Here is a 19359-nt window from a genome sequence, read left to right as displayed (position 1 = left end):
CGCCGCCCCGCCGTTGCCCGAAGCACTGGCCTTTGCGCGTCTCGAATGGAGGGATGGACAGCCCGTCTCTCCCGAGTTCGGCGACGGTTATTTCGGCTCGGACGCCCCGCTCGAGGAAGCGCACGAAGTCTTTCTTGAGGCCAACGACCTGCCCCGGCGCTTCGCCCGCCCCGGTACCCGGATGATCATCGCCGAGACCGGCTTCGGCACCGGACTCAACACCCTCCTGACGCTTCGCGAGTGGCGCGCCCGGGCCCATGACGACGGCTTCCTGTCGCTGATCGGCTTCGAATCGCGGCCGCTGCATCCCGACGACCTCGCCCGCGCCCATCGGCAACTGGGCCTTGACGGCCCGGACGCCGAACGCCTGCGCGACGGGTATCCCCCACCGGTCAGCGGCCTTCACCGGATCCATTTCCCTCGGGCACGCGCGGTGCTGACCCTGGTCTTCGGCGACGCGGCGATCACCCTCCCGCAGCTGAATGCCGCGGTGGATGCCTGGTATCTGGACGGATTCGCACCCCGCCGCAATCCGGGCCTGTGGAATATCGGTGTCTTCCGGCAGATGTCCCGTATCTCCCGGCCCGGCACCACCTTCGGAACCTACGCCGCGGCCGGTCAGGTGCGCCGCGACCTGGAGGCGGCCGGCTTCGTGGTCCGGCGCAAACCCGGGCACGGACGCAAGCGTGAACGCCTGTGCGGCCATTTCCATGACCCGGCTCCCCCCGCCCTGCCCGAGACTCGCGAACGTCCGCGACGCGTAGCAGTCATCGGGGCGGGCATTGCCGGACTGTCGGCCGCCCTGGCCCTGCAGGACCGCGGCTGCCACCTCACCCTGTTCGATCCCGCGGGCCCGGGCGGGGGGGCGTCCGGCAACCCGGCGGCGGTGCTGCTGCCTCACCTGCTCCCCGATGACCCGGGGCTCAATGCCCTGGCGCTCACCGGCATGCGCCACACCCATGCCCTGATCGAACGCGCCGCCGAGGGCCTGGAAGGGGGCCGATCGACGCTCCTGCTGGGTGACAGCGTCGCCTTCCACGGCATCTCCGCGCACGCACGCAAGCGCGTACAGCGACTTCGCGCGCGCGATCCGGCGGAGAGCGGCTACCTTTTCGACCCGGCCGCCACCGCCCCCGCCGGCACTCCCGGGCCGATGCTGGAATACCCCGGCGGGCGGGCGGTGGACATGGGGGCCCTGTGCCGCGGACTGGCCGCCGCACTGCCCGCGGTGGAGCGCACCGGGGTCAGCGCGATCGAGCCGCACGCCACCGACGTCCGGGTGACGTTCGACGGCGACCACCCCGCGCGGGGCTTCGACGCGGTCGTGATCGCCACTGCCGGCGCGCCCCTGTGCCCGGAACAGGCGCGCCTCGGGACCGTGGGAGGCCAGATGACCCGGGTGCAGCACCCCCTTCCCGGCCCCGATTTCCGCGTGCGCACCGGTCAGGGCTACTGGATTCGACGGGACACGGATGATCACTGGATCGGCGCCACCTACCGCCACGACGGGCTCCCGGCGGATCCGGCAGCGCCCCCCGAACCGACCGCCGAAGACGACCGCCACAACCTGGAGCATCTGGCATGGGTTCCGGGCATGCCCGCCCCCGAGGATGCGCGGATCACGCAGCGCTGGACCGGCATGCGCGCCGTCTTTCGCGACCGCCTTCCGCTGGTGGGCGCTTCGCGCATGGACCGCCGGGGCCGGGTCATGCTCACCCTCGGGCACGGTTCACGAGGCCTGCTCTATGCACCGATCAGCGGCGAGCTGGTAGCCGACCGCCTGCTGGACCTGCCGGAACCGCTGGAGCAGAACGTGGCCCGACGCCTGTCGCCGCAACGGGTCGCCTAGTCCGCCCAGGCCACCGCATTGCGGCCCTGTCCCTTGACGCGGTACATCGCCTGGTCGGCCGCCGCGATCAGGTCGGCCAGGGTCTCCCCGTGTTCCGGATAGAACGCCACGCCGATACTCGCGGTCACCACCACCGCAATACGCTCCCCGTCGTCCAGGGTCAGCTCCCAATGGGTATCGAAGACGCTGCGGATCCGCTCGATCAGCGGATGCACCTCGTCGCGAGAAGTCAGCGTCCCGGTCAGCACCAGGAATTCGTCACCGCCCAGCCGGACCAGCAGATCCTCGGCACGCAGGTGCGCCGCCAGATCCGCGGACATGCGGCGCAGCAGCTGATCACCGACGGCATGGCCGTGTTCGTCGTTCACCGGCTTGAAGCGATCCAGGTCGATGAACACCATGGCCAGCTGCCCCCCGTCGCGGCGGGCTCGGGATGTCATGCGGGGAAACGCCCGTTCCATCGCCGCGCGGTTCGCAGCCGCCGTCAAAGGGTCCTGCCAGGCCAGGGTGTGCAGACGCTCCTCGAGCTTGCGCCGCGCGGTCACGTCCAGCGCATGCCAGACGACCGCGGCACGTCCCTCGAAATGCGCGGCAATGGGGCGCACGCGGGCCTCGAACCAGCGCTGCCCGTTTTCGCAGCCATCCCCGGCGAGTTCCGGCTCCGACCGTCGCGCCGGATGCAGCACACCGGGATCGAGGAGGTATTCGGTCTCCTGCAGGGCCCCCTCGTCCAGCGCCCGCCGCACGACTGCCAGGAACTGCCGGGCCACCGCCTCGGGCAGGAACTCCTGGATGCCGTGCCCCACGATCGACCCCGCCCCCCTCCGCCCCGACGCGTCCGCCTCCTTCGCCCCCCGACTATCCCCAAAGGCCCGGTAGATCATCCCGTCCTCCCCCAGCACCAGGGCATGACCGGGCATGGCTTCGAACAGCGCCTCCTGAAGGTCGCGGGCCTGGGCGAGCGCCTCGAACAGCATCCGGTTGTCGTGCACGTCCACCAGGATCAGCAGCATGGCCCGATCCTGCTCCCACGGGATCGGCACCCAGCGCAGCAGATGAAAGCGCCAGTGGCCGTCCGCCATGCGCACGCGCACCTGGCGCCCGGCCGGATCCGGATCTTCCCTGGAAAATACCAGCCCGTTGGGCAGCAACGGGATATCGTCCGGATGGAACAGTTCGAGGTCTTTCACGGAGGTGCCGTCGACCGGGGATTGTCCGGTCGTGCGGCGAAACGCGGGGTTGGTCCAGAGGACCCGGGTATCCCGGACCACCAGAGTGGCGTCCTCCAGGTTGGCGACCAGCGTGTGGTACTGGCTCAGCAGGCGCGCGCGATCGCGCACATGCCCGCTCACGCGCCAGGTCAGTCCGCCCAGTGCAAGGGTGCCAAGGATCCCGAAGGCCCACCAGGCCGGCGGCCTGGAGGTCGGCATGGCCTCGGGCACCGGGCGCGCCAGCAGGACCCATTCGCCACCGGCAAAGCTGACCGTCTTGCGCCACTCCGCCGGCCCTTCGGCAATCCCGTCCGGATCATGGAACACCTCGCCGCGGTGCCCGGTCCCGTCTCGCCCCTGCAGCGCAAACTTGAGCGCGCCGGGAGTGCGGCCGAACCCCGCGCGCGCCAGTACCCGTTCGAAATCCACCGCCACACTGGCCATGGTAAATCCGGGATCCGTTTGCCGGGCCTCGTCCAGCGGGTCGCCCGTTTCTTCCGGACCGACCGGACTGCGGACCAGGAGGCCGGTCCCGCCCTGTGCCAGCTCCCAGGGCCCGGCGACGACGGTCTCTCCGGTTTCCATGACCCGACGGAAGGACGCCGCCTGCTCCGGATGGCTGGCCACGTCGAGACCCAGGGCATCCACATTGCCCTCGCGCGGGTAGACAAAATCGATGCGGGATCCCGCCAGTAACGTGAGCGAGCGAATGACTTCCGGGTCCCGACGGTACAGCCGGTCGGCCATGCGCTCGAACTCGTCGCCATCCAGGTGCGGGCGTGCCTCGACATAGGCGGAGAGACCAACGGTGGCGTGCACCAGGCTGTTGATCACGCTTTCCAGGCGCGTACGCCTGCTGGCCACCTCGCTCGCCAGGTTCGCCTGATGCCGCTCGGCCAGCTGATGCTCCCAGGCACGGTCGGCCAGCAGAAACATCCCGGCGAAGATCAGCATCGCGAGCAGCCCCGACACCACCGACGTGGCGGCAAAACCGCCCGTCCGACCTTGTGCTGTCCCGTCCGTCCCGGCGGTCGGGGCCTCTCCTGCGGCGCTGTCGCCCGGTATCCCGCGCATGTCCGCCCCCTTCGATCCGAACCCCACACCCCCACTATGCCCATTCACCCGGGGGCGCGTAATCCCCGGAGGATGAAAATGGTCATGGGAGGCTGAGAAAGCTCGTCCGCGACAGGCGGAAAAGACGACAATGGTGGGGACGGCCGGACTCGAACCGGCACGGCCTTGCGGCCGGCAGATTTTAAGTCTGCTGCGTCTACCTGTTTCGCCACGCCCCCGCAGACGCGGCGGATGATACCGCGTCAATCGGCGGAGGGCATTCCTTCCTCACCGGCGGCGAATTCCGCCAGCGGCAGCGGGACGTGTATCGACGCCGCCATGGCCCGCAGCAGTTCCACTTCCGCGGTCCGTACCTGCCCCCCGTGCGTCACCGTCGTCAGCATGGCCCGCACCAGCCGCTCCTTGTCCGCCATGCGCAGCGCATCGAGGGTATCCAGTACCCGGTCGAGGACGCCGGCCCACGCCCGGCTCCCTTCGGATTCGGTCCAGGCTTCGGGGAAATCCACCGCGGCAGGCGCCGCTCCCTCGATGCGCTCGATCCCCGCCGCCAGTGCGGCGCGTCCGGCGTCCGGGTCCCCGGGATGGCCATGACGCGCAAGCACGGCAAGCAGGAACCGGGCCTCTTCGTGGTGCCGGTCCAGTCGCCCATGTCCGCCGGCACCGTCCTCACCGGGCTTTCCGGCATCCATCAGGTGCCGGTTGAGCAGACGCCCCAGGGCATATTCGAATGCCGAAACCCGGCCATCCGCATGGATCAGGCGTTCCACCAGTTCCTGCAGCTGCTCGCGTTCCTCGCGCGGGTGCCGGCGCAACACCGGGAAGGCCATTTCCAGCAGCGGAATCCGCAGGTCGTCGCGCAGTTGCGGCACCATCTCGAGCAGCTGGCCGACCCTGCGCTCGCTGTCGCCGCCGCGTTTCTCCGCGACCATCAGGCGCTGTTGCTCGCGCACTTCGGGGTCGGCATTCATCAGGAGATACAGGATCACCTCGGCCGCCCAGCCATCGCTGTGGGCGGCCTGTTCCAGCGGCCCCGGCATCGAGGCCATCAGAATCCCGGCACCCAGTATCTGCGCCAGCCCGGGATCGGCAATGCCGTCCACCAGGCGGTCGGCATCCAGGGGCAGCCCCCCGGGGCCCCGCTGGTCTTCCTTTTCCTGCTGCTCGGCGGCTGCCTCGGCCGCGGCCTGCTCGGCCTCGGCTTCTTCACCCATGCGCCGGGCGACCTCCTCCAGCTCGGACGGATCGAAACCCGGTTCGATCGCTCGGATCCGCTCCTCCAGCGGCGGGTGCGTCGCGAACATGCGCCCGAGCCCCCCGCTGGCGAAGAGCATGTGCCCCACTTCTTCGGAGTCCGCATCCAGGCGGGCATGACGTGCGCCGATCTTCTTCAGGGCCCCGGCGATGCCGTCCGGCTGCCGGGTGAACTGCACGGCCGAGGCGTCCGCCAGATACTCGCGCTGGCGTGAAACCGAGGCCCGGATCCAGCGGCCGAAGAACAGGCCGATATAGCCCACCACCAGCAGTGCCAGCCCCGCGGCCATCAGGCCGGCGGCATTGCGGCTGTCACGCGAGAAACGCATGGCGATCAGCACGCGCTGCCCCACCAGCGCGAGCACCAGGATCCCGTACAGGATTCCGATCAGACGAATGTTCAGGCGCATGTCGCCATTGAGGATGTGTCCGAATTCATGGGCCACGACGCCCTGAAGCTCGTTGCGGTTGAGGGTTTCCAGGGCTCCCCGGGTCACCGCGATGGCCGCGTCACCCGGCGCATGCCCCGCAGCAAAGGCATTGATGCCGCTTTCTTCCTCCAGCACGTAGATCTCCGGTACCGGCACCCCGGAGGCGATCGCGATTTCTTCGACCACGTTGACCAGGCGTCGGCGCAGCGGATCCCGGGTGTCCGGCTCGACCCGCGTGCCACCCAGCTCCCGGGCGACCTGGCCACCCCCGCCCCGCAGTGACGAGGCCCGATAAAGGCTCGCGCCACCGATCAGGACGATCGTGAACAGGGTCACCCAGAACAGGAGATCGAGATTGTTCCGGACCAGCTTGTCCAGCTGCAGGGGCTCGCCCGGCTGTGCCGATGGATCGTGGCCCAGAAACAGCAGGGCGATCGCGTTCATCGCCACCACGATGGCCAGGACGGCCAGGGAAAACAGGACCAGCAGGACCCGGGTGCGGCGATGCGCCCGGTCCTGGTGTTCGAAAAAGTTCATGGTCGGGCTCGCTTACTGGAAGTTGACCTCGACCGCCTCCCGGCGCTGCGGATCCTCGATTTCCAGCAGCTCGGCGCGACGGAAACCGAAGTTGTTCGCGATCAGGCTGTTGGGGAACATCTCGCGCAGGATGTTGTAACTCATCACCGCGTCGTTGAATGCCTGCCGCGCGTAGGCGATGCGGTTCTCGGTGCTGCTGAGCTCCTCGGAGAGCTGCATCATGTTTTCGTTCGCCTTGAGGTCGGGATAGGCCTCGGACAGTGCGAACAGACGCCCGAGCGCGCCGGACAGACCCTGTTCGGACTGCGACAGCTCGCGCATGGCCTCGGGGTTGGACGGATCGGCCGCCGCCTTCTGCAGGCTGCTCTGGGCCTGATTGCGGGCCTCGATCACCGCTTCCAGGGTGTCCTTTTCGTGGGCCATGTAGCGATCCGCGACCTTCACCAGATTGGGGATCAGGTCATACCGGCGGTTGAGCTGCACATCGATCTGCGCGAACGCGTTCTGATAGCGATTGCGCGACGTCACCAGGCGGTTGTACGTCCACACCCCCCAGATCACCAGGAGGATCACGATCCCGAGCAGGACCCATTCCATGTCGCTTCTCCCATGCTTGTAACGAGGTCTTGGCAGTGTACGCGTTACGCCGCCCACTCGCGAGCGCGACGCGCGGACGCGGGACGTTTATCCTTGGCGGACACACACTCACTCCGGCGGCGGCTCTCATGAATCTTTCGTCCCTGCTGGGCATGATCGGCGGCGTCGTGCTGTTCGTCAGCATCATCGCCTTTACCAGCCAGGACCTGCTGGTGTTCCTCAACCTTCCCGGCCTCGGCATCGTGCTCGGAGGGACCCTGGCGGCCACCCTGCTCAGCTACCCCCTGCACGAGCTGGTGCGGGTGTTCCGTCTCGCGGCCACGGTCATCCGCGACGAGCGCTACGACGTCACTCAGGACATGGAGGAGATCGTCGAGGTCTCGCGCCTGTGGTTCGCACAGAACCTGGCCCGGGTGCAGGAACGGCTGGAGACCCTGCGCAACCCCTTCCTGAAAACCGGGGTGCAGCTGGTGATCGACGACACCCCGATGGAAGACGTGTCCGACCTGCTGCACTGGCGCCTGGCGCGGCTGCGCGCACGCGAACTCGCCGAGGCCCAGGTCTATCGCACCATGGCCACCTACGCGCCGGCCTTCGGCATGCTGGGGACCCTGCTGGGCCTGATCAACCTGCTGCTGACCACCGACACCGACGACTTCGCGGTGATCGCGGTGAACCTCGGCATTGCCCTGATCACCACCTTCTACGGCATTCTGCTGGCCAACCTGGTGTTCCGGCCGATCGCCATCAAGCTGGAACGGCGTACCGAGGAACGGGTGGTGGTCATGACCATGGTGCTGGAGGGCATCATGCTGATGCGCAAGGGCCGCACCCCCGGCTACATCCGCGAGACCCTGCGTTCGTTCGCCGAGAACCACCACGATGAAATCCGTCAGGCACCGTCCGTCGCGGAAGACGAAGCGGAGAGCGGCGGACGCTGAACCATGGCCACCCACGGCGAGCCGCAATCAACCCCGTCGGCCCGGGAGCCCACCCGCGGGGGAGACCATGTCCTCCCGCGGGAGACGCTCGCAGTGGAGACCGGACGCAGCGGGGAAAGCCTGCGCGAGGACGAACACGCCTGGATCCTGACCTACCTCGACGTCCTGACCCTGGTGATCGTGGTCTTCGTGATCATGCTGACCTTCGCCGAACCGCGGGACGAAAGCATCCGTGCCGCCGATGACGACCCGGTGGAGCTGGTCTATCGCGACCTCTCCAACCTGGTCGATCCGCGCCTGTTCCGGCTGTCACCCGAGGCCCCGGAAGTGCCGCCCGGACCGGTCGAAGACCCGCCGCTGGCCGCCGATCCGCCCTCGCCCGTGGCGACCCCGGCGGACGACCCGCCACCGGAGGCCGACCCCGAGGCGGTGCGTGACATGCGCGACCGCGCGCCGGAGGGCGTCGAGGTCATCGAACAGCCCGGCAGCATCGAGCTGCGGATCCAGGACGACATCCTGTTCGCCACCGCGCAGGCCGACCTGGCCGCCGACGGGCAGGCGTTGCTGGACGACCTCCTTCCGCTGCTGGAAGAACATGAGGGTCGCGTGACCATCGAGGGCCATACGGACAACGTGCCCATTGCGACCCCGCGCTTCCCGTCGAACTGGGAACTCTCCTCGGCGCGCGCCAGCGGTGTGGTGCGTTATCTCGTCGACCGCGGCATCGACCCCGGCATCCTGCAGGCGGTCGGCCACGCGGACACCCGCCCGGTGGCCGACAACGACACCCCGGAAGGGCGTGCGGAGAACCGCCGCGTATCCATCGTGCTCGAAACCCCCGCCGACTCCTGAGGCCCGGATCAGGCGACCTCGCCGGCAGCGTGACCGGAGGCCCAGGCCCACTGGAAATTGTGCCCCCCGAGATGCCCGGTGACATCCACCACCTCGCCGATGAAATAGAGCCCCGGGTATCCCTTTGCCTCGCAGGTGCGCGACGACAGGGCGCGGGTGTCCACGCCCCCGGCCATGACCTCCGCACGGGCATAGCCCTCGGTCCCCGACGGCGTGAACACCCAGGGCTGAAAACGACCGGCCAGCGCGGCCAGCTCGGCGTCGGAGAAACGCTCCAGCGGCCGCTCCGCCACCTCCGGATCCAGCCAGTGCCGGGCGACCCGCCGGGTGAGCCATTCGCCCAGCACCCGACGCAGCTGGCGCTTCGGCGTCTCTTCGCGCGCTGCGCGCAGCCCCTGTTCCAGGGACTCCCCGGGGAAGAAATCCACCGTCACCGATTGCCCCGGCTGCCAGTACGAGGAAACCTGCAGGATCGCCGGACCGCTCACGCCCCGGTGGGTGAACAGCACATTCTCGCGAAAGCCCGCATCGCCCGCCTCCGCCACCGCGTCCAGCGCAATGCCGGACAGCGCCTCGACCGCCGCGCGTGCGTCACCGTCCAGGGTCAGTGGCACCAGCGCGGGCCGCGTGGGCTCCAGCGGGATATCCAGACGTTGCGCCAGGTCCATGCCGAAGCCCGTGGCGCCCATCCGCGGGATCGGATAGCCGCCGGTCGCGATCACCAGGGATTCGGCCTCGATGACCGCGGACGGCGTGCGCAGGCGCCACGGCGCCTGATCGGATACAACCTCCACGGGCGTGGACGTCCGCAGGGTCACCCCGGCCATGGCGCATTCGTCCAGCAGCATGCGCACGATATCCTTCGACGAATGGTCGCAGAACAGCTGACCGAGCTTCTTTTCGTGATACGGGATCCCGTGCGCCGCCACCAGGGCCACGAAATCCCAGGGCGTGTAGCGCGCCAGGGCCGATTTCACGAAGTGCGGATTCGCGGACAGGAAGTTCTCCGGCCCGCAATCCATGTTGGTGAAGTTGCAGCGGCCGCCCCCGGACATCAGGATCTTCTTGCCGGCCCGCTCCGCGTGATCCAGAAGGACCACGCGACGCCCGCGCGCTCCCGCCACCGCCGCGCACATCATGCCCGCGGCCCCGGCCCCGATCACCGCGACATCGAAGATTTCCGTCGATTCATTCATGGGGCGGGATTCTACCGGAGCCGCACGCGGGTGACCGGCACGCTGCCCCTTGATTGTTCTATACTGGAAATGGAGCACGTAGCAGGCGCCCGGCTGTATCCATGCGCCCGACCGGGCACCGACCCGGGCCCGGCCTCCCCGCATGGACCGGCCGACGGCCAACCTCGACAGGAGCGACCCATGATCAACGGGATCGGACCCAATCCGGCCGCGACGGCCAGCCAGGCGGCGGCCGTGAATGCCAGCCAGAACCAGGACCAGAACCGCGCCCCGGGGGCCCAGCAGCCGGGCTCGGCCCAGGCGAACCAGTCCACGCCCGGGGCACAACAGGCCCAGCCGGGGCAGGCCGCGGCGATCGGTGCCAACCAGGGCGGAGCCGGCCCGTCGGCTCAGGCCGCCGACAACCCCTCGGCCGCGCGTGGCATCGCTCAGGCCAGCGGCGCCCAGGAAACGAACGCCGCGGGCGGGGCCACGGCCGCCGGTGCCATCAACGGGCCCGAGGGCGGTAACGCCGTCAGCGCCACCGACGAGGCAAGCAGCGTCGACGGTGCTTCCGACAACGGTGACGCCCGATCCGCCGAACTCGCTGCCCGCGAAGAGGAGCAGGCGGCCGAGAACAACCTGGCCGCCACCCTGATGCCCGACGGAACCATGGACAACCGCGGCATCAACACCGCGGGTTCCACTCTGGACATCCAGGTCTGACCTCCCGGCCCAGCTGATCGCGCCCGCCCTGCCGCGGCGGGCCGCCCGCATCACCCTCCACCACCGGACGGGTGACAAACCTCATACGCGGAAGCGCCGGGTCATCTCCTGCAGCTCGCGCGCCAGGCGCATCAGTTCCGCTGCCGAATCACTGGCCTGGCTCGTCCCCTCGGCGTTCTGCTCGGCCTCCTCGGTCACCGTGGTGACATTGCGGTTGATGGTCTCGGCGACCTGGCTCTGCTGCTCGGCCGCGCTGGCGATCTGGTCAATCATCTCGGTGATCGACTGCACCGCCTCGCGGATGTCATCCAGCGCCGAACCGGCCTCGCCGGCCTGATCCACGGTCGCGCGTGCCCGTTCCTCGCCGGCCTGATCCACGGTCGCGCGTGCCCGTTCCTCGCCGGCCTGCATCACCTCCACGGCATTGCGCGTGCCCCCCTGCAGGGTCTCGACCGTGCGCCGGATCTCCTCCGTGGATTCATGCGTACGCGACGCGAGGGCCCGTACTTCGTCGGCCACCACCGCGAACCCACGTCCCGCCTCTCCGGCACGCGCGGCCTCGATCGCGGCGTTCAGCGCCAGCAGATTGGTCTGTTCGGCGATCTCCTGGATCACCTGCAGTACCTTGCCGATGCTCTCCGAATCCTGCTCGACCCGCTGGATTGCCTCCGCGGCGCGATGCACCTCGGAGGCCAGCTGCTCGATCCCGGTTACGGTCCGCTGCACGACCTCCTGGCCACTGCGCGTGGATTCCAGCGAGCGGTGCGCCGCCTCGGTCGCCGATTGCGAGTTGCGGGCCACGTCCTGGGCCGTGGCGCTCATCTCGTTCATCGACGTGGCCACCTGCTCGATCTCCCGACGCTGACGATCCCCGCCTTCGCGCGTGCGGTCGGACACGTTCGAGACCTCTTCGGCCGCCGAAGTGAGCTGCCCGCTGGAACCGACCACTGCGCCGATCAGGGAGCGGAACTGTTCCATCACGTCGTTGAACGCCCGGGCCGCACGCCCGACCTCGTCATCGCCGTGCACGTCCAGCCGCCGGGTCAGATCGCCCCCGCCCCCGGCGATGTCACGCAGCCCTTCCGTCATCTCGGCGAGGGGGCGCGTAACGAAACGGCGGATGAACAGAAAGATCGCACCCAGCAGCGGCAGGCTGACCAGGATCGCGAAGCCGAACAGCTGGATCCCGAAATTCGTCGCCCCCTCGTGCACCTCGGTCATGTCGAGACGCATGGACGTGGCCCCGATCACCTCATCTTCTTCCGCGGCCCCGTGACACGCCATGCAGTTGCGTCCCAGGTATTCGCGATGATTGCGGATCGGTTTCACCACGCGCAGCTGGTCGCGCTCGCGATCAACCTCGACAAAGGGTTCTCCGGTATCCAGGACCTCGCGCTCGACCGCATCACGGGGTTCGCTGTCGGCCGTCCCTTCGCCCCACTGCTCGGTGACCGACGCGGCGCGGATCGCGCGCAGGTCGCGAACATCGCCCATTTCCTGGATCTGATCCATGAATTCGTGGCGCGAATCCATGGTGCCGGTAATCATCAGGGTCGTCAGTCCGGCCCAGGTCATCTCGTGCAGACTGCCGGCAAAATGCCCAGCCTGCTCCTGGGCGGTGTCACGCTGCTCCAGCACCGCCCATCCGATCATGCCGGACCAGACGAAGACCAGGGTCAGCCAGATGACGCCGAGCAGCCTCAGCCAGATGGGAAGGTCGTACAGGCGACGCAGCATGCAGTTACCCCGAGGTCATGGATTGCGGGCGCCCGGATTCACCGGCGCCTCCATCCGGGTTTTCGGCCGTTCGGCCCCAACCTTGAATGCCCGAAGGGAGCGCCGACCCCCCCGGCAGGCACCCCACAAACGAAAAGGCCCGCCAGCATAAAGCCGGCGGGCCTGCAATCGAAGATGGAGGCTGGGCCCGGAATCGAACCGAGGTACGCGGATTTGCAGTCCGCTGCATCACCACTCTGCCACCCAGCCGGGGCAAGGCTTGTTCGACGGTCTTGGATGCCGCCGAAACAGAAAGCCCCGGCGGTGCCGGGGCTTCGGGAAATCGTTTGGAGCGGGAAACGAGATTCGAACTCGCGACCCCAACCTTGGCAAGGTTGTGCTCTACCAGCTGAGCTATTCCCGCCCGTCGACAAATGCGTATTCTACAGACAGCGCCGGCTTCGTCAACACCGGATCCGAAAAATTCGTTCAGGCGTCCCGGGCCGCGGCCAGCATGTACTGCACCATGGACACCAGCGTCAGCACCGCCGCCAGATACAGCAGCCATTCCCCGATCAGGAACAGCGACAGTCCCGCCACCGGCTCGGCCCACAGCAGCAGAAAGATGGCCACCATCTGCGCACTGGTCTTGAACTTGCCGATCCAGGAAACCGCCACCTTCGCGCTAGTCCCGACTTCGGCCATCCATTCCCGCAGTGCCGAGATCGCGATCTCGCGACCGATGATCACGATCGCGGCCAGCGCCAGCCCCACACCGGGGTTGTGGTCCACCACAAGCACCAGCGCGGCAGCGACGATCAGCTTGTCCGCCACCGGATCGAGAAAGGCGCCGAAGCGGCTGGTCACCGACCAGCGCCGGGCCAGATAACCGTCCAGCCAGTCGGTCACCGCGGCCAGCGCAAAGATGATGGCCGCCACGATCCCCGCCGCCGGCATCGGCAGCGCATAGAAGGCCCCGATCATCAGCGGGATCATCACGATACGCGACCAGGTCAGCCAGGTGGGGAGTCGTGGAAACATGTCGGATCAGGCCTCGTGGAACTGGTCGTAGATCGCCTGCGCCAGGCGACGATTGATGCCGGGCACCTTGGCCAGCTCGTCGACCCCCGCGCGGGAGACCCCGCGCAGCCCGCCAAAGTGCTTGAGCAACGCAGTGCGACGCTTGGGCCCCAGACCGCGAACCGACTCCAGGGTGGACTCCTTGCGCGCCTTCGCCCGCCGCGCCCGATGACCGCTGATCGCGAAACGATGGGCCTCGTCACGGATCTGCTGAATCAGGTGCAGTGCACTCGAATGGGGCGGCAGTATAGAAGGCGCCTCCACCCCGCTCAACACCAGGGTTTCCATGCCGGGCCGGCGTTCTTCGCCCTTGGCCACCCCGACCACCCGGATGTGATCCAGCCCCAGATCGGCCAGCACGTTCAGCGCCTGGGTCACCTGCCCCTTGCCCCCGTCGATGAACAGGATGTCCGGTTCCCGGCCCTCGCCCTTTTTCAGGCGCGCGAAGCGACGGCTCAGCGCCTGGTGCATCGCGGCATAGTCATCGCCTGGCTCGATCCCTTCAATGTTGAAGCGCCGGTAATCGGACTTGATCGGCCCTTCCGGCCCGAACACCACGCAGGATGCCACGGTGCCCTCGCCGCGGGTGTGCGAGATGTCGAAGCATTCCATGCGCCGCGGCGGCGCCTCCAGTTCCAGCTCTGCGGTGAGCGCATCCAGGCGCGCGGTCTGCCCGGCCTGACTGGCCAGCCGGGTCTTCAGGGCCTGCTCGGCATTGCGCTGCGCCATGTCGACCCAGCGGGCGCGTTCGCCCCGCAGCGACCACGCCAGCCGCACGCGTGCCCCGCGGCGTTCGCCGAGCAGGGTTTCGAGGGCCTCGGCCCCCTCGGGTTCATGCGACAGCAGCACCTGGGGCGGGGGCTCCCGTTCGGCATAGTACTGCGCCAGCACGGCCGCCATGATCTCGTCGTGATCAGCCGCCTCCGGCACGTCCGGGAACAGCTCGCTGTTGCCCAGGTTCTGGCCATTGCGTACGAAGAACACCTCCACCGCGAAACTCCCGCCCGACTGCGCCAGGGCGATCACATCGGCATTGCCCTCGCCGCCGGCGACAAACTGCTGCTGCGAGATCTCGCGCAGCCGGCCGATCTGATCGCGCAGGCGCGCCGCCTTCTCGAACTCGAGTGCGGCCGAGGCGGACTCCATGCGTTCCATCAGATCACCGATCACCGCCTCGCTGTCACCCTCGAGGAAACGCACGCTGGCCTCGACGTCGCGGGCATACTCCTCCGGTGAAATATAGTCCACGCAGGGGGCAGTACAGCGACCGATCTGGTACTGCAGGCACGGCCGACTGCGATGCGCGAACACGCTGTCCTCGCACTGGCGCACCTGAAACAGCTTCTGCAGCAGTGCGAGACTTTCGCGCACCGCCCCGGCCGACGGATAGGGCCCGAAATAGCGCACGCCCTTTTTCTTCGCCCCTCGATGAAATCCCAGACGCGGATACTCGTGGCCGGAAACAAAGATATAGGGATAGCTCTTGTCATCGCGCAGCAGCACGTTGTAGCGCGGCCGGTGCTGCTTGATGAGATTGGCCTCCAGCAGCAGCGCCTCGGATTCGGTGTGCGTGACCGCGATGCGGATGTCCGCGATCTGCCGCACCATCGAACGGATGCGCGGACCGCGGTCATCCCCGCCGCGGAAATAGCTGGTGACGCGGCTGCGGAGGTTGCGGGCCTTGCCCACATAGAGCACCTTCCCGTCCACGTCCAGCATCTGGTACACGCCGGGCGAACGGGTCAGGTTCTCGAGGAAGGGTTCGGGGTCGAATCCGGTCTCTGGCGCGCTCATGGCGCTGTCAGGATACCTGTTCACGGATGCGGGCGAACAGCGTCCGGAACATCGCCGGGGTCAGGCGCCCGGTCTGGGTGTTGTAGCGCGAGCAGTGATAGGAGTCCACCAGCACGGTGTCGTCATCCAGCCGGTGCTCCGCGGCGTGAGCAAACGGGTGCCGGGCGAGTGCCAGCCCGCGCGTGCGCAGCACCGCGTCGTGGGCGACCTTGCCCAGCGCCAGGATCACGCGCGGACGAACCCCGGCGATCTCCGCTGCCAGGTAGCCGTTGCATTCGCGGATCTCGGCGGTGGTCGGACGGTTCTGCGGTGGCAGGCATTTCACCGCATTGGTGATGCGGCAGTCGTGCAGCATCAGGCCGTCATCGGCCCGTTCGCTCTCGGGCGCGCTGGCAAAACCGTATTCGTGCAGGGTGGCGTACAGCAGGATGCCGGCATAATCGCCGGTGAACGGCCGCCCCGTCGCGTTGGCGCCGTGCATTCCAGGGGCGAGCCCGACGATCAGCAGGCTTGCATCCGCCGGTCCGAACGACGGCACCGGAGCCGCATGGTAGCCGGGGTACTCCGCACGCACCTCGTCGAGGAACTGTGCCAGGCGGGAACAGCGCCGGCAGTCGGGGGCGAACCCCCCGGGCGGTTCCGGGGACGGCGCCCCCTCCGCCGGGTTACTCACCCCGCTCCCACTCGCTGTAGGGGTGGCGCGCCAGTTCGGTGTTGTAATAGCGCGGATCGTGCGAGACCTCGTCGCCGAGCCAGTCCGGGCGCGGGAATTCGGCGTCCGCATCGTCGAGTTCCAGCTCGGCGACGATCAGCCCCGCATTCGCGCCGTGGAATTCGTCCACCTCGAACACCCAGCCATGGTGATCGACCCAGTGGCGGGTCTTCTCCACCTGCGCTCCGGCAAGGGTATCCAGCATTGTGTGTGCTTCGGCTTCCGGGACCGGATACTGGTATTCGTCGCGCTCCACGCCCAGGGTCGCGCTCTTGATGTTGAGATTGGCGGCCCCCGACTCCACCCGAACGCGGATGGACGCCCGGTCGTTGCCGCAGAGGTAGCCCTGGCGCATGTAACAGGAACGGTGCGCCTGTTCGCGCCAGCCGTCCCCAGCCAGCAGGAACTTGCGTTCGATTTCGCGTCCCATGTCGGTGTTTCCCTTACATGCGGATCAGGGCCGAGCCCCAGGTGAAGCCGCCGCCGAAGGCCTCGGTCAGGATCAGGTCCCCGCGCCTGATGCGTCCGTCGCGTACCGCCGTGTCCAGCGCCAGCGGCACCGAGGCCGCCGAGGTGTTTCCGTGTCGATCCACGGTGACCACCACGTCATCCATGGACATGTTCAGTTTCTTCGCGGTGGCCTGGATGATCCGGATGTTGGCCTGATGCGGGACCAGCCAGTCCAGTTCCGATTTGTCGATCCCGTTGTGCTCCAGGGTCTCGTCGACGATCTGATCGAGGGTATTGACCGCCACGCGGAACACCGCCCGGCCCTCCATGCGGATAAAGTCCAGATCGGGGTTGTCACCGGGCTGCGAGATGCCCCCCGGGACTTCCAGCAGGGAGCGGTGCTGGCCGTCGGCATGCAGGTGGGTGGAGATGATGCCGGGATCCGTGGACCGCGAGAGCACCACCGCGCCGGCACCATCGCCCCACAGGATGCAGTTCGAGCGGTCGGTGTAATCGGTGATGCGTGACAGCGTCTCGGCCCCCACCACCAGTACGTGCCGCGGCCCGCCGTTGCGCATGAAACGGTCGGCGGTCGCCAGGGCGTACACGAAGCCGCTGCACACCGCCTGGATGTCGAACGCCGGGCAGCTGCCGACCCCCAGCTTGGCCTGCAGGATACAGGCGGTGCTGGGGAAGATCTGGTCGGGCGTCGTGGTCGCCACCAGGATCAGGTCCAGGTCGGAGGCCTTCAGGCCGGCGGCATCCAGAGCACGCTGCGACGCCTGCAGCGCCAGATCCGAGGTCAGCTCCTCTTCCGCGGCGATGTGCCGCTCGCGGATGCCCGTGCGCTCGCGGATCCAGGCGTCGGAGGTCTCGACCATGGATTCCAGTTCCTCGTTGGTGAGGATGCGCTCGGGGAGGTAGCTCCCGGTTCCGGCAATACGGGCGTGGTTCACTCCGGCGTCTCCTGCCGCAGCAGCCGCTCCAGCTGCTTGTCGATGCGGGTCGCGATATTGGCCTCGGCCTCGATCCGCGCAATGCGGATGGCATTGGCGAAGGCCAGCGAATCCGCGCTCCCATGACTCTTGATGACGATGCCCTGCAGCCCCAGCAGCGAGGCGCCGTTATAGCGCCGGTGATCGAACCGCTGGCGCAGTCGGCGCAGCACCGGCAGGGCCATCAACCCGGCCAGACGCGAGTACAGCGAGCTGCGGAACTCGGCCTTCATGTTGCTGGTGATCATTTTCGCCACGCCTTCGCTGGTCTTCAGCGCGACGTTGCCGACGAAGCCGTCGCAGACCACCACGTCGACGTCACCGCAGTAGACATCATTGCCCTCGACAAAACCGACGTAGTTCAGTGAGGATTCCTCGAGCATGCGCCCGGCTTCGCGCACGCGGTCGTTGCCCTTGATCGCCTCCGAGCCGATGTTCAGCAGACCGACCCGCGGGCTGTCCAGGCCGTCCACGGCCTTCGCCAGCACCGAGCCCATCACCGCGAACTGATACAGGTGCTCGGCCTCGACATCGACGTTGGCGCCCAGATCCAGCATGTGGGTATGGGCGTTCATCGACGGCAGGGCGGTGGCGATCGCCGGCCGGTCAATCCCGGGCAGGGTCTTGAGCACGTAACGCGCGGTGGCCATCAGTCCACCGGTGTTGCCGGCGCTCACGCAGGCCTGGGCCTCGCCCTTGCGCACCTGGTCGATGGCGACCCGCATGGAAGAATCACGCTTCGTCCGCAGGGCGACGGCCGGCAGTTCTTCCATGCCGACCACCTGGGACGCGTGGACGATCTCCACCCGATCGCGCTCGGACGCGTTCCAGTCCTCCAGTTCCGGCTCGATGACCTCCCGGTCACCGACCAGCTGAAGCCGAAAATCGCCCTGCCCCTTGAGGGCCCGTCGCGCTGCCGGAAGCACCACGGACACGCCGTGATCGCCGCCCATCACGTCCAGGGCGATGGTGTAGCTGCTGCTCATGCCGAGTACCGTTGTGGCTGCCGGAACCGGGGCTCCCCGGAAACAACGGGGCCACGAGGCCCGTCACCCCGTGGCCCCCGCATGTCCTGCAATTCAGTCTTCGTCGTCGTCGACTTCGACCGGCTGCTGCACGACCTGACGGCCGCGATAGAAACCATCCGGCGTCACGTGATGCCGGCGATGGATCTCGCCCGTGGTCGGATCGGTGGACAGGGTCGCGCCCTTGAGCCCGTCGTGGGAACGGCGCATGTCGCGCTTGGAACGGGTCTTGCGGCGTTGCTGAACGGCCATGATGAATCTCCAGATTGAAGCCAGTTGGTACGGATAGCCCGTGAAACGGGCGGCAGTATAGCGTTTCACCGCGGCGAATGCCCGCCCCGGTCCCCGCGGTCGGGTCAGGAATCGTCCCCGCGGCCGGCAAGGTCGTCCTTCAGCCCGGCCAGCACCGCAAACGGATTCTCGCGTCCCTCGCCCTCGGCGAATTCGTCCGTCCGACCGGTGTTGCAGTCCTCGTGGCGCGGCACCAGCGGCCAGGCCAGCAGGACCTCTTCCTCCACCCAGTCGCGCGGGCGCAACAGGCCCTCGGCATCCAGCTCGATGAAGTCGTCACCGGCGTCGAGGCCCTCGATGGATCCCTCCAGCGGCACCAGCACCGCGTCCGGCGTCAGGCGAAAACGCCAGGCCATCGGCTGCAGACAGCGCTGACACTCGTGCCACAGCTCGCCCTCGATGGTCCCGGAGAGCCGCAACTCGCCCAGCGCCCCCCGCCGGATCTCGAAACGCGCCGCTACATGCAGCGGATGGCCCTCCAGCGACTCGGCACGCAGACGCGGCAGATCGCCGGCCACGAGCGCGTCCATGACGAACTCGCGTTGCTGGACGCGGGGCTGCTGCGGATCAAGTGAGGCGGGGACGCGGCTCATACAAACGGGACCGTGTACAAGGGCGCGGATTATGCGCGCGCGCGAACAGGGCGTCAAAC

General features: G+C 68.0%; 17 protein-coding genes and 3 tRNA genes. 4 read left to right on the top strand and 16 right to left on the bottom strand.

All coding sequences use genetic code 11. The annotated features are described in order from the left end of the window. Window positions 1-13: 13 nt before the first annotated feature. Window positions 14-1849, top strand: a complete 1836-nt coding sequence (gene mnmD / locus F573_RS0107280; protein ID WP_019022026.1) for a tRNA (5-methylaminomethyl-2-thiouridine)(34)-methyltransferase MnmD — start codon at window positions 14-16, stop codon at window positions 1847-1849. Here mnmD and F573_RS0107275 read toward each other — a convergent pair. The 4 genes from F573_RS0107275 to F573_RS0107260 form a co-directional block, all read right to left on the bottom strand. Then, window positions 1846-4134, bottom strand: a complete 2289-nt coding sequence (locus tag F573_RS0107275) for a diguanylate cyclase (protein ID WP_231384397.1) — start codon at window positions 4132-4134, stop codon at window positions 1846-1848. The two genes, mnmD and F573_RS0107275, sit on opposite strands and share 4 nt — an antisense overlap. A 131-nt stretch (window positions 4135-4265) precedes the next feature. Continuing rightward, a tRNA-Leu gene (locus tag F573_RS0107270) sits at window positions 4266-4352 on the bottom strand. Between the two features lie 24 nt (window positions 4353-4376). Next, window positions 4377-6353 (bottom strand): M48 family metallopeptidase, encoded by a 1977-nt coding sequence (locus tag F573_RS0107265; protein WP_019022024.1) that lies wholly within the window; start codon window positions 6351-6353, stop codon window positions 4377-4379. Between the two features lie 12 nt (window positions 6354-6365). Then, window positions 6366-6950, bottom strand: a complete 585-nt coding sequence (locus F573_RS0107260) for a LemA family protein (protein ID WP_019022023.1) — start codon at window positions 6948-6950, stop codon at window positions 6366-6368. 128 nt (window positions 6951-7078) lie between these two features. Between F573_RS0107260 and F573_RS0107255 the strand changes: the two genes are divergently transcribed. Then, on the top strand, window positions 7079-7891 hold the full coding sequence (locus tag F573_RS0107255) for a motility protein A (RefSeq protein WP_018869369.1): 813 nt from the start codon (window positions 7079-7081) through the stop codon (window positions 7889-7891). Window positions 7892-7984: 93 nt separating this feature from the next. Further along, entirely contained in the window at window positions 7985-8743 is a 759-nt protein-coding gene (locus F573_RS0107250) for an OmpA family protein (protein ID WP_018869368.1), read from the top strand. 8 nt (window positions 8744-8751) lie between these two features. Here F573_RS0107250 and F573_RS0107245 read toward each other — a convergent pair whose 3' ends face one another. After that, the gene (locus F573_RS0107245; protein WP_019022022.1) at window positions 8752-9939 is read right to left on the bottom strand and encodes an NAD(P)/FAD-dependent oxidoreductase; all 1188 of its coding nucleotides are present in this window, start codon (window positions 9937-9939) and stop codon (window positions 8752-8754) included. A gap of 180 nt (window positions 9940-10119) precedes the next feature. Here F573_RS0107245 and F573_RS0107240 point away from each other — a divergent pair, with 180 nt between their 5' ends. Further along, window positions 10120-10644 (top strand): hypothetical protein, encoded by a 525-nt coding sequence (locus F573_RS0107240; protein ID WP_019022021.1) that lies wholly within the window; start codon window positions 10120-10122, stop codon window positions 10642-10644. An 81-nt stretch (window positions 10645-10725) separates the two neighbouring features. On the opposite strand, the gene F573_RS0107235 is transcribed toward F573_RS0107240, so the two are convergent. The 11 genes from F573_RS0107235 to F573_RS0107185 all read right to left on the bottom strand — a co-directional run bounded on the left by F573_RS0107235 (window position 10726) and on the right by F573_RS0107185 (window position 19237). Continuing rightward, the gene (locus F573_RS0107235; RefSeq protein WP_019022020.1) at window positions 10726-12381 is read right to left on the bottom strand and encodes a methyl-accepting chemotaxis protein; all 1656 of its coding nucleotides are present in this window, start codon (window positions 12379-12381) and stop codon (window positions 10726-10728) included. Window positions 12382-12556: 175 nt separating this feature from the next. Next, window positions 12557-12630 (bottom strand) — tRNA-Cys (locus F573_RS0107230). Between the two features lie 78 nt (window positions 12631-12708). After that, window positions 12709-12784 (bottom strand) — tRNA-Gly (locus F573_RS0107225). A 65-nt stretch (window positions 12785-12849) separates the two neighbouring features. Next, on the bottom strand, window positions 12850-13401 hold the full coding sequence (gene pgsA / locus F573_RS0107220; RefSeq protein ID WP_018869364.1) for a CDP-diacylglycerol--glycerol-3-phosphate 3-phosphatidyltransferase: 552 nt from the start codon (window positions 13399-13401) through the stop codon (window positions 12850-12852). Between the two features lie 6 nt (window positions 13402-13407). Next, entirely contained in the window at window positions 13408-15234 is a 1827-nt protein-coding gene (uvrC, locus tag F573_RS0107215; protein WP_019022019.1) for an excinuclease ABC subunit UvrC, read from the bottom strand. Window positions 15235-15241: 7 nt separating this feature from the next. Then, window positions 15242-15907, bottom strand: coding sequence for a uracil-DNA glycosylase (locus F573_RS0107210; protein WP_019022018.1), 666 nt, complete (start codon window positions 15905-15907; stop codon window positions 15242-15244). Continuing rightward, on the bottom strand, window positions 15900-16376 hold the full coding sequence (locus F573_RS0107205) for a CYTH domain-containing protein (protein WP_019022017.1): 477 nt from the start codon (window positions 16374-16376) through the stop codon (window positions 15900-15902). The genes F573_RS0107210 and F573_RS0107205 overlap by 8 nt, the downstream gene beginning before the upstream one ends. 13 nt (window positions 16377-16389) lie before the next feature. Beyond that, window positions 16390-17352: a beta-ketoacyl-ACP synthase III gene (locus tag F573_RS0107200; RefSeq protein WP_019022016.1), complete on the bottom strand. Its 963-nt coding sequence runs from the start codon at window positions 17350-17352 to the stop codon at window positions 16390-16392. Continuing rightward, window positions 17349-18377, bottom strand: a complete 1029-nt coding sequence (gene plsX / locus F573_RS0107195) for a phosphate acyltransferase PlsX (protein ID WP_018869359.1) — start codon at window positions 18375-18377, stop codon at window positions 17349-17351. The genes F573_RS0107200 and plsX overlap by 4 nt, the downstream gene beginning before the upstream one ends. Window positions 18378-18470: 93 nt before the next feature. Further along, window positions 18471-18668 carry a 50S ribosomal protein L32 gene (gene rpmF / locus F573_RS0107190; RefSeq protein ID WP_018869358.1) on the bottom strand — a complete coding sequence of 66 codons (198 nt, stop codon included), beginning with the start codon at window positions 18666-18668 and terminating at the stop codon, window positions 18471-18473. A 104-nt stretch (window positions 18669-18772) separates the two neighbouring features. Next, window positions 18773-19237: a YceD family protein gene (locus F573_RS0107185; protein WP_019022015.1), complete on the bottom strand. Its 465-nt coding sequence runs from the start codon at window positions 19235-19237 to the stop codon at window positions 18773-18775. Window positions 19238-19359: the final 122 nt, after the last annotated feature.

The organism is Thioalkalivibrio sp. ALE23 (assembly GCF_000378545.1).
Lineage (GTDB): Bacteria > Pseudomonadota > Gammaproteobacteria > Ectothiorhodospirales > Ectothiorhodospiraceae > Thioalkalivibrio.
Note: the sequence above shows the minus strand (reverse complement) of the source record. Positions and strands in the feature narration are given on the sequence as shown.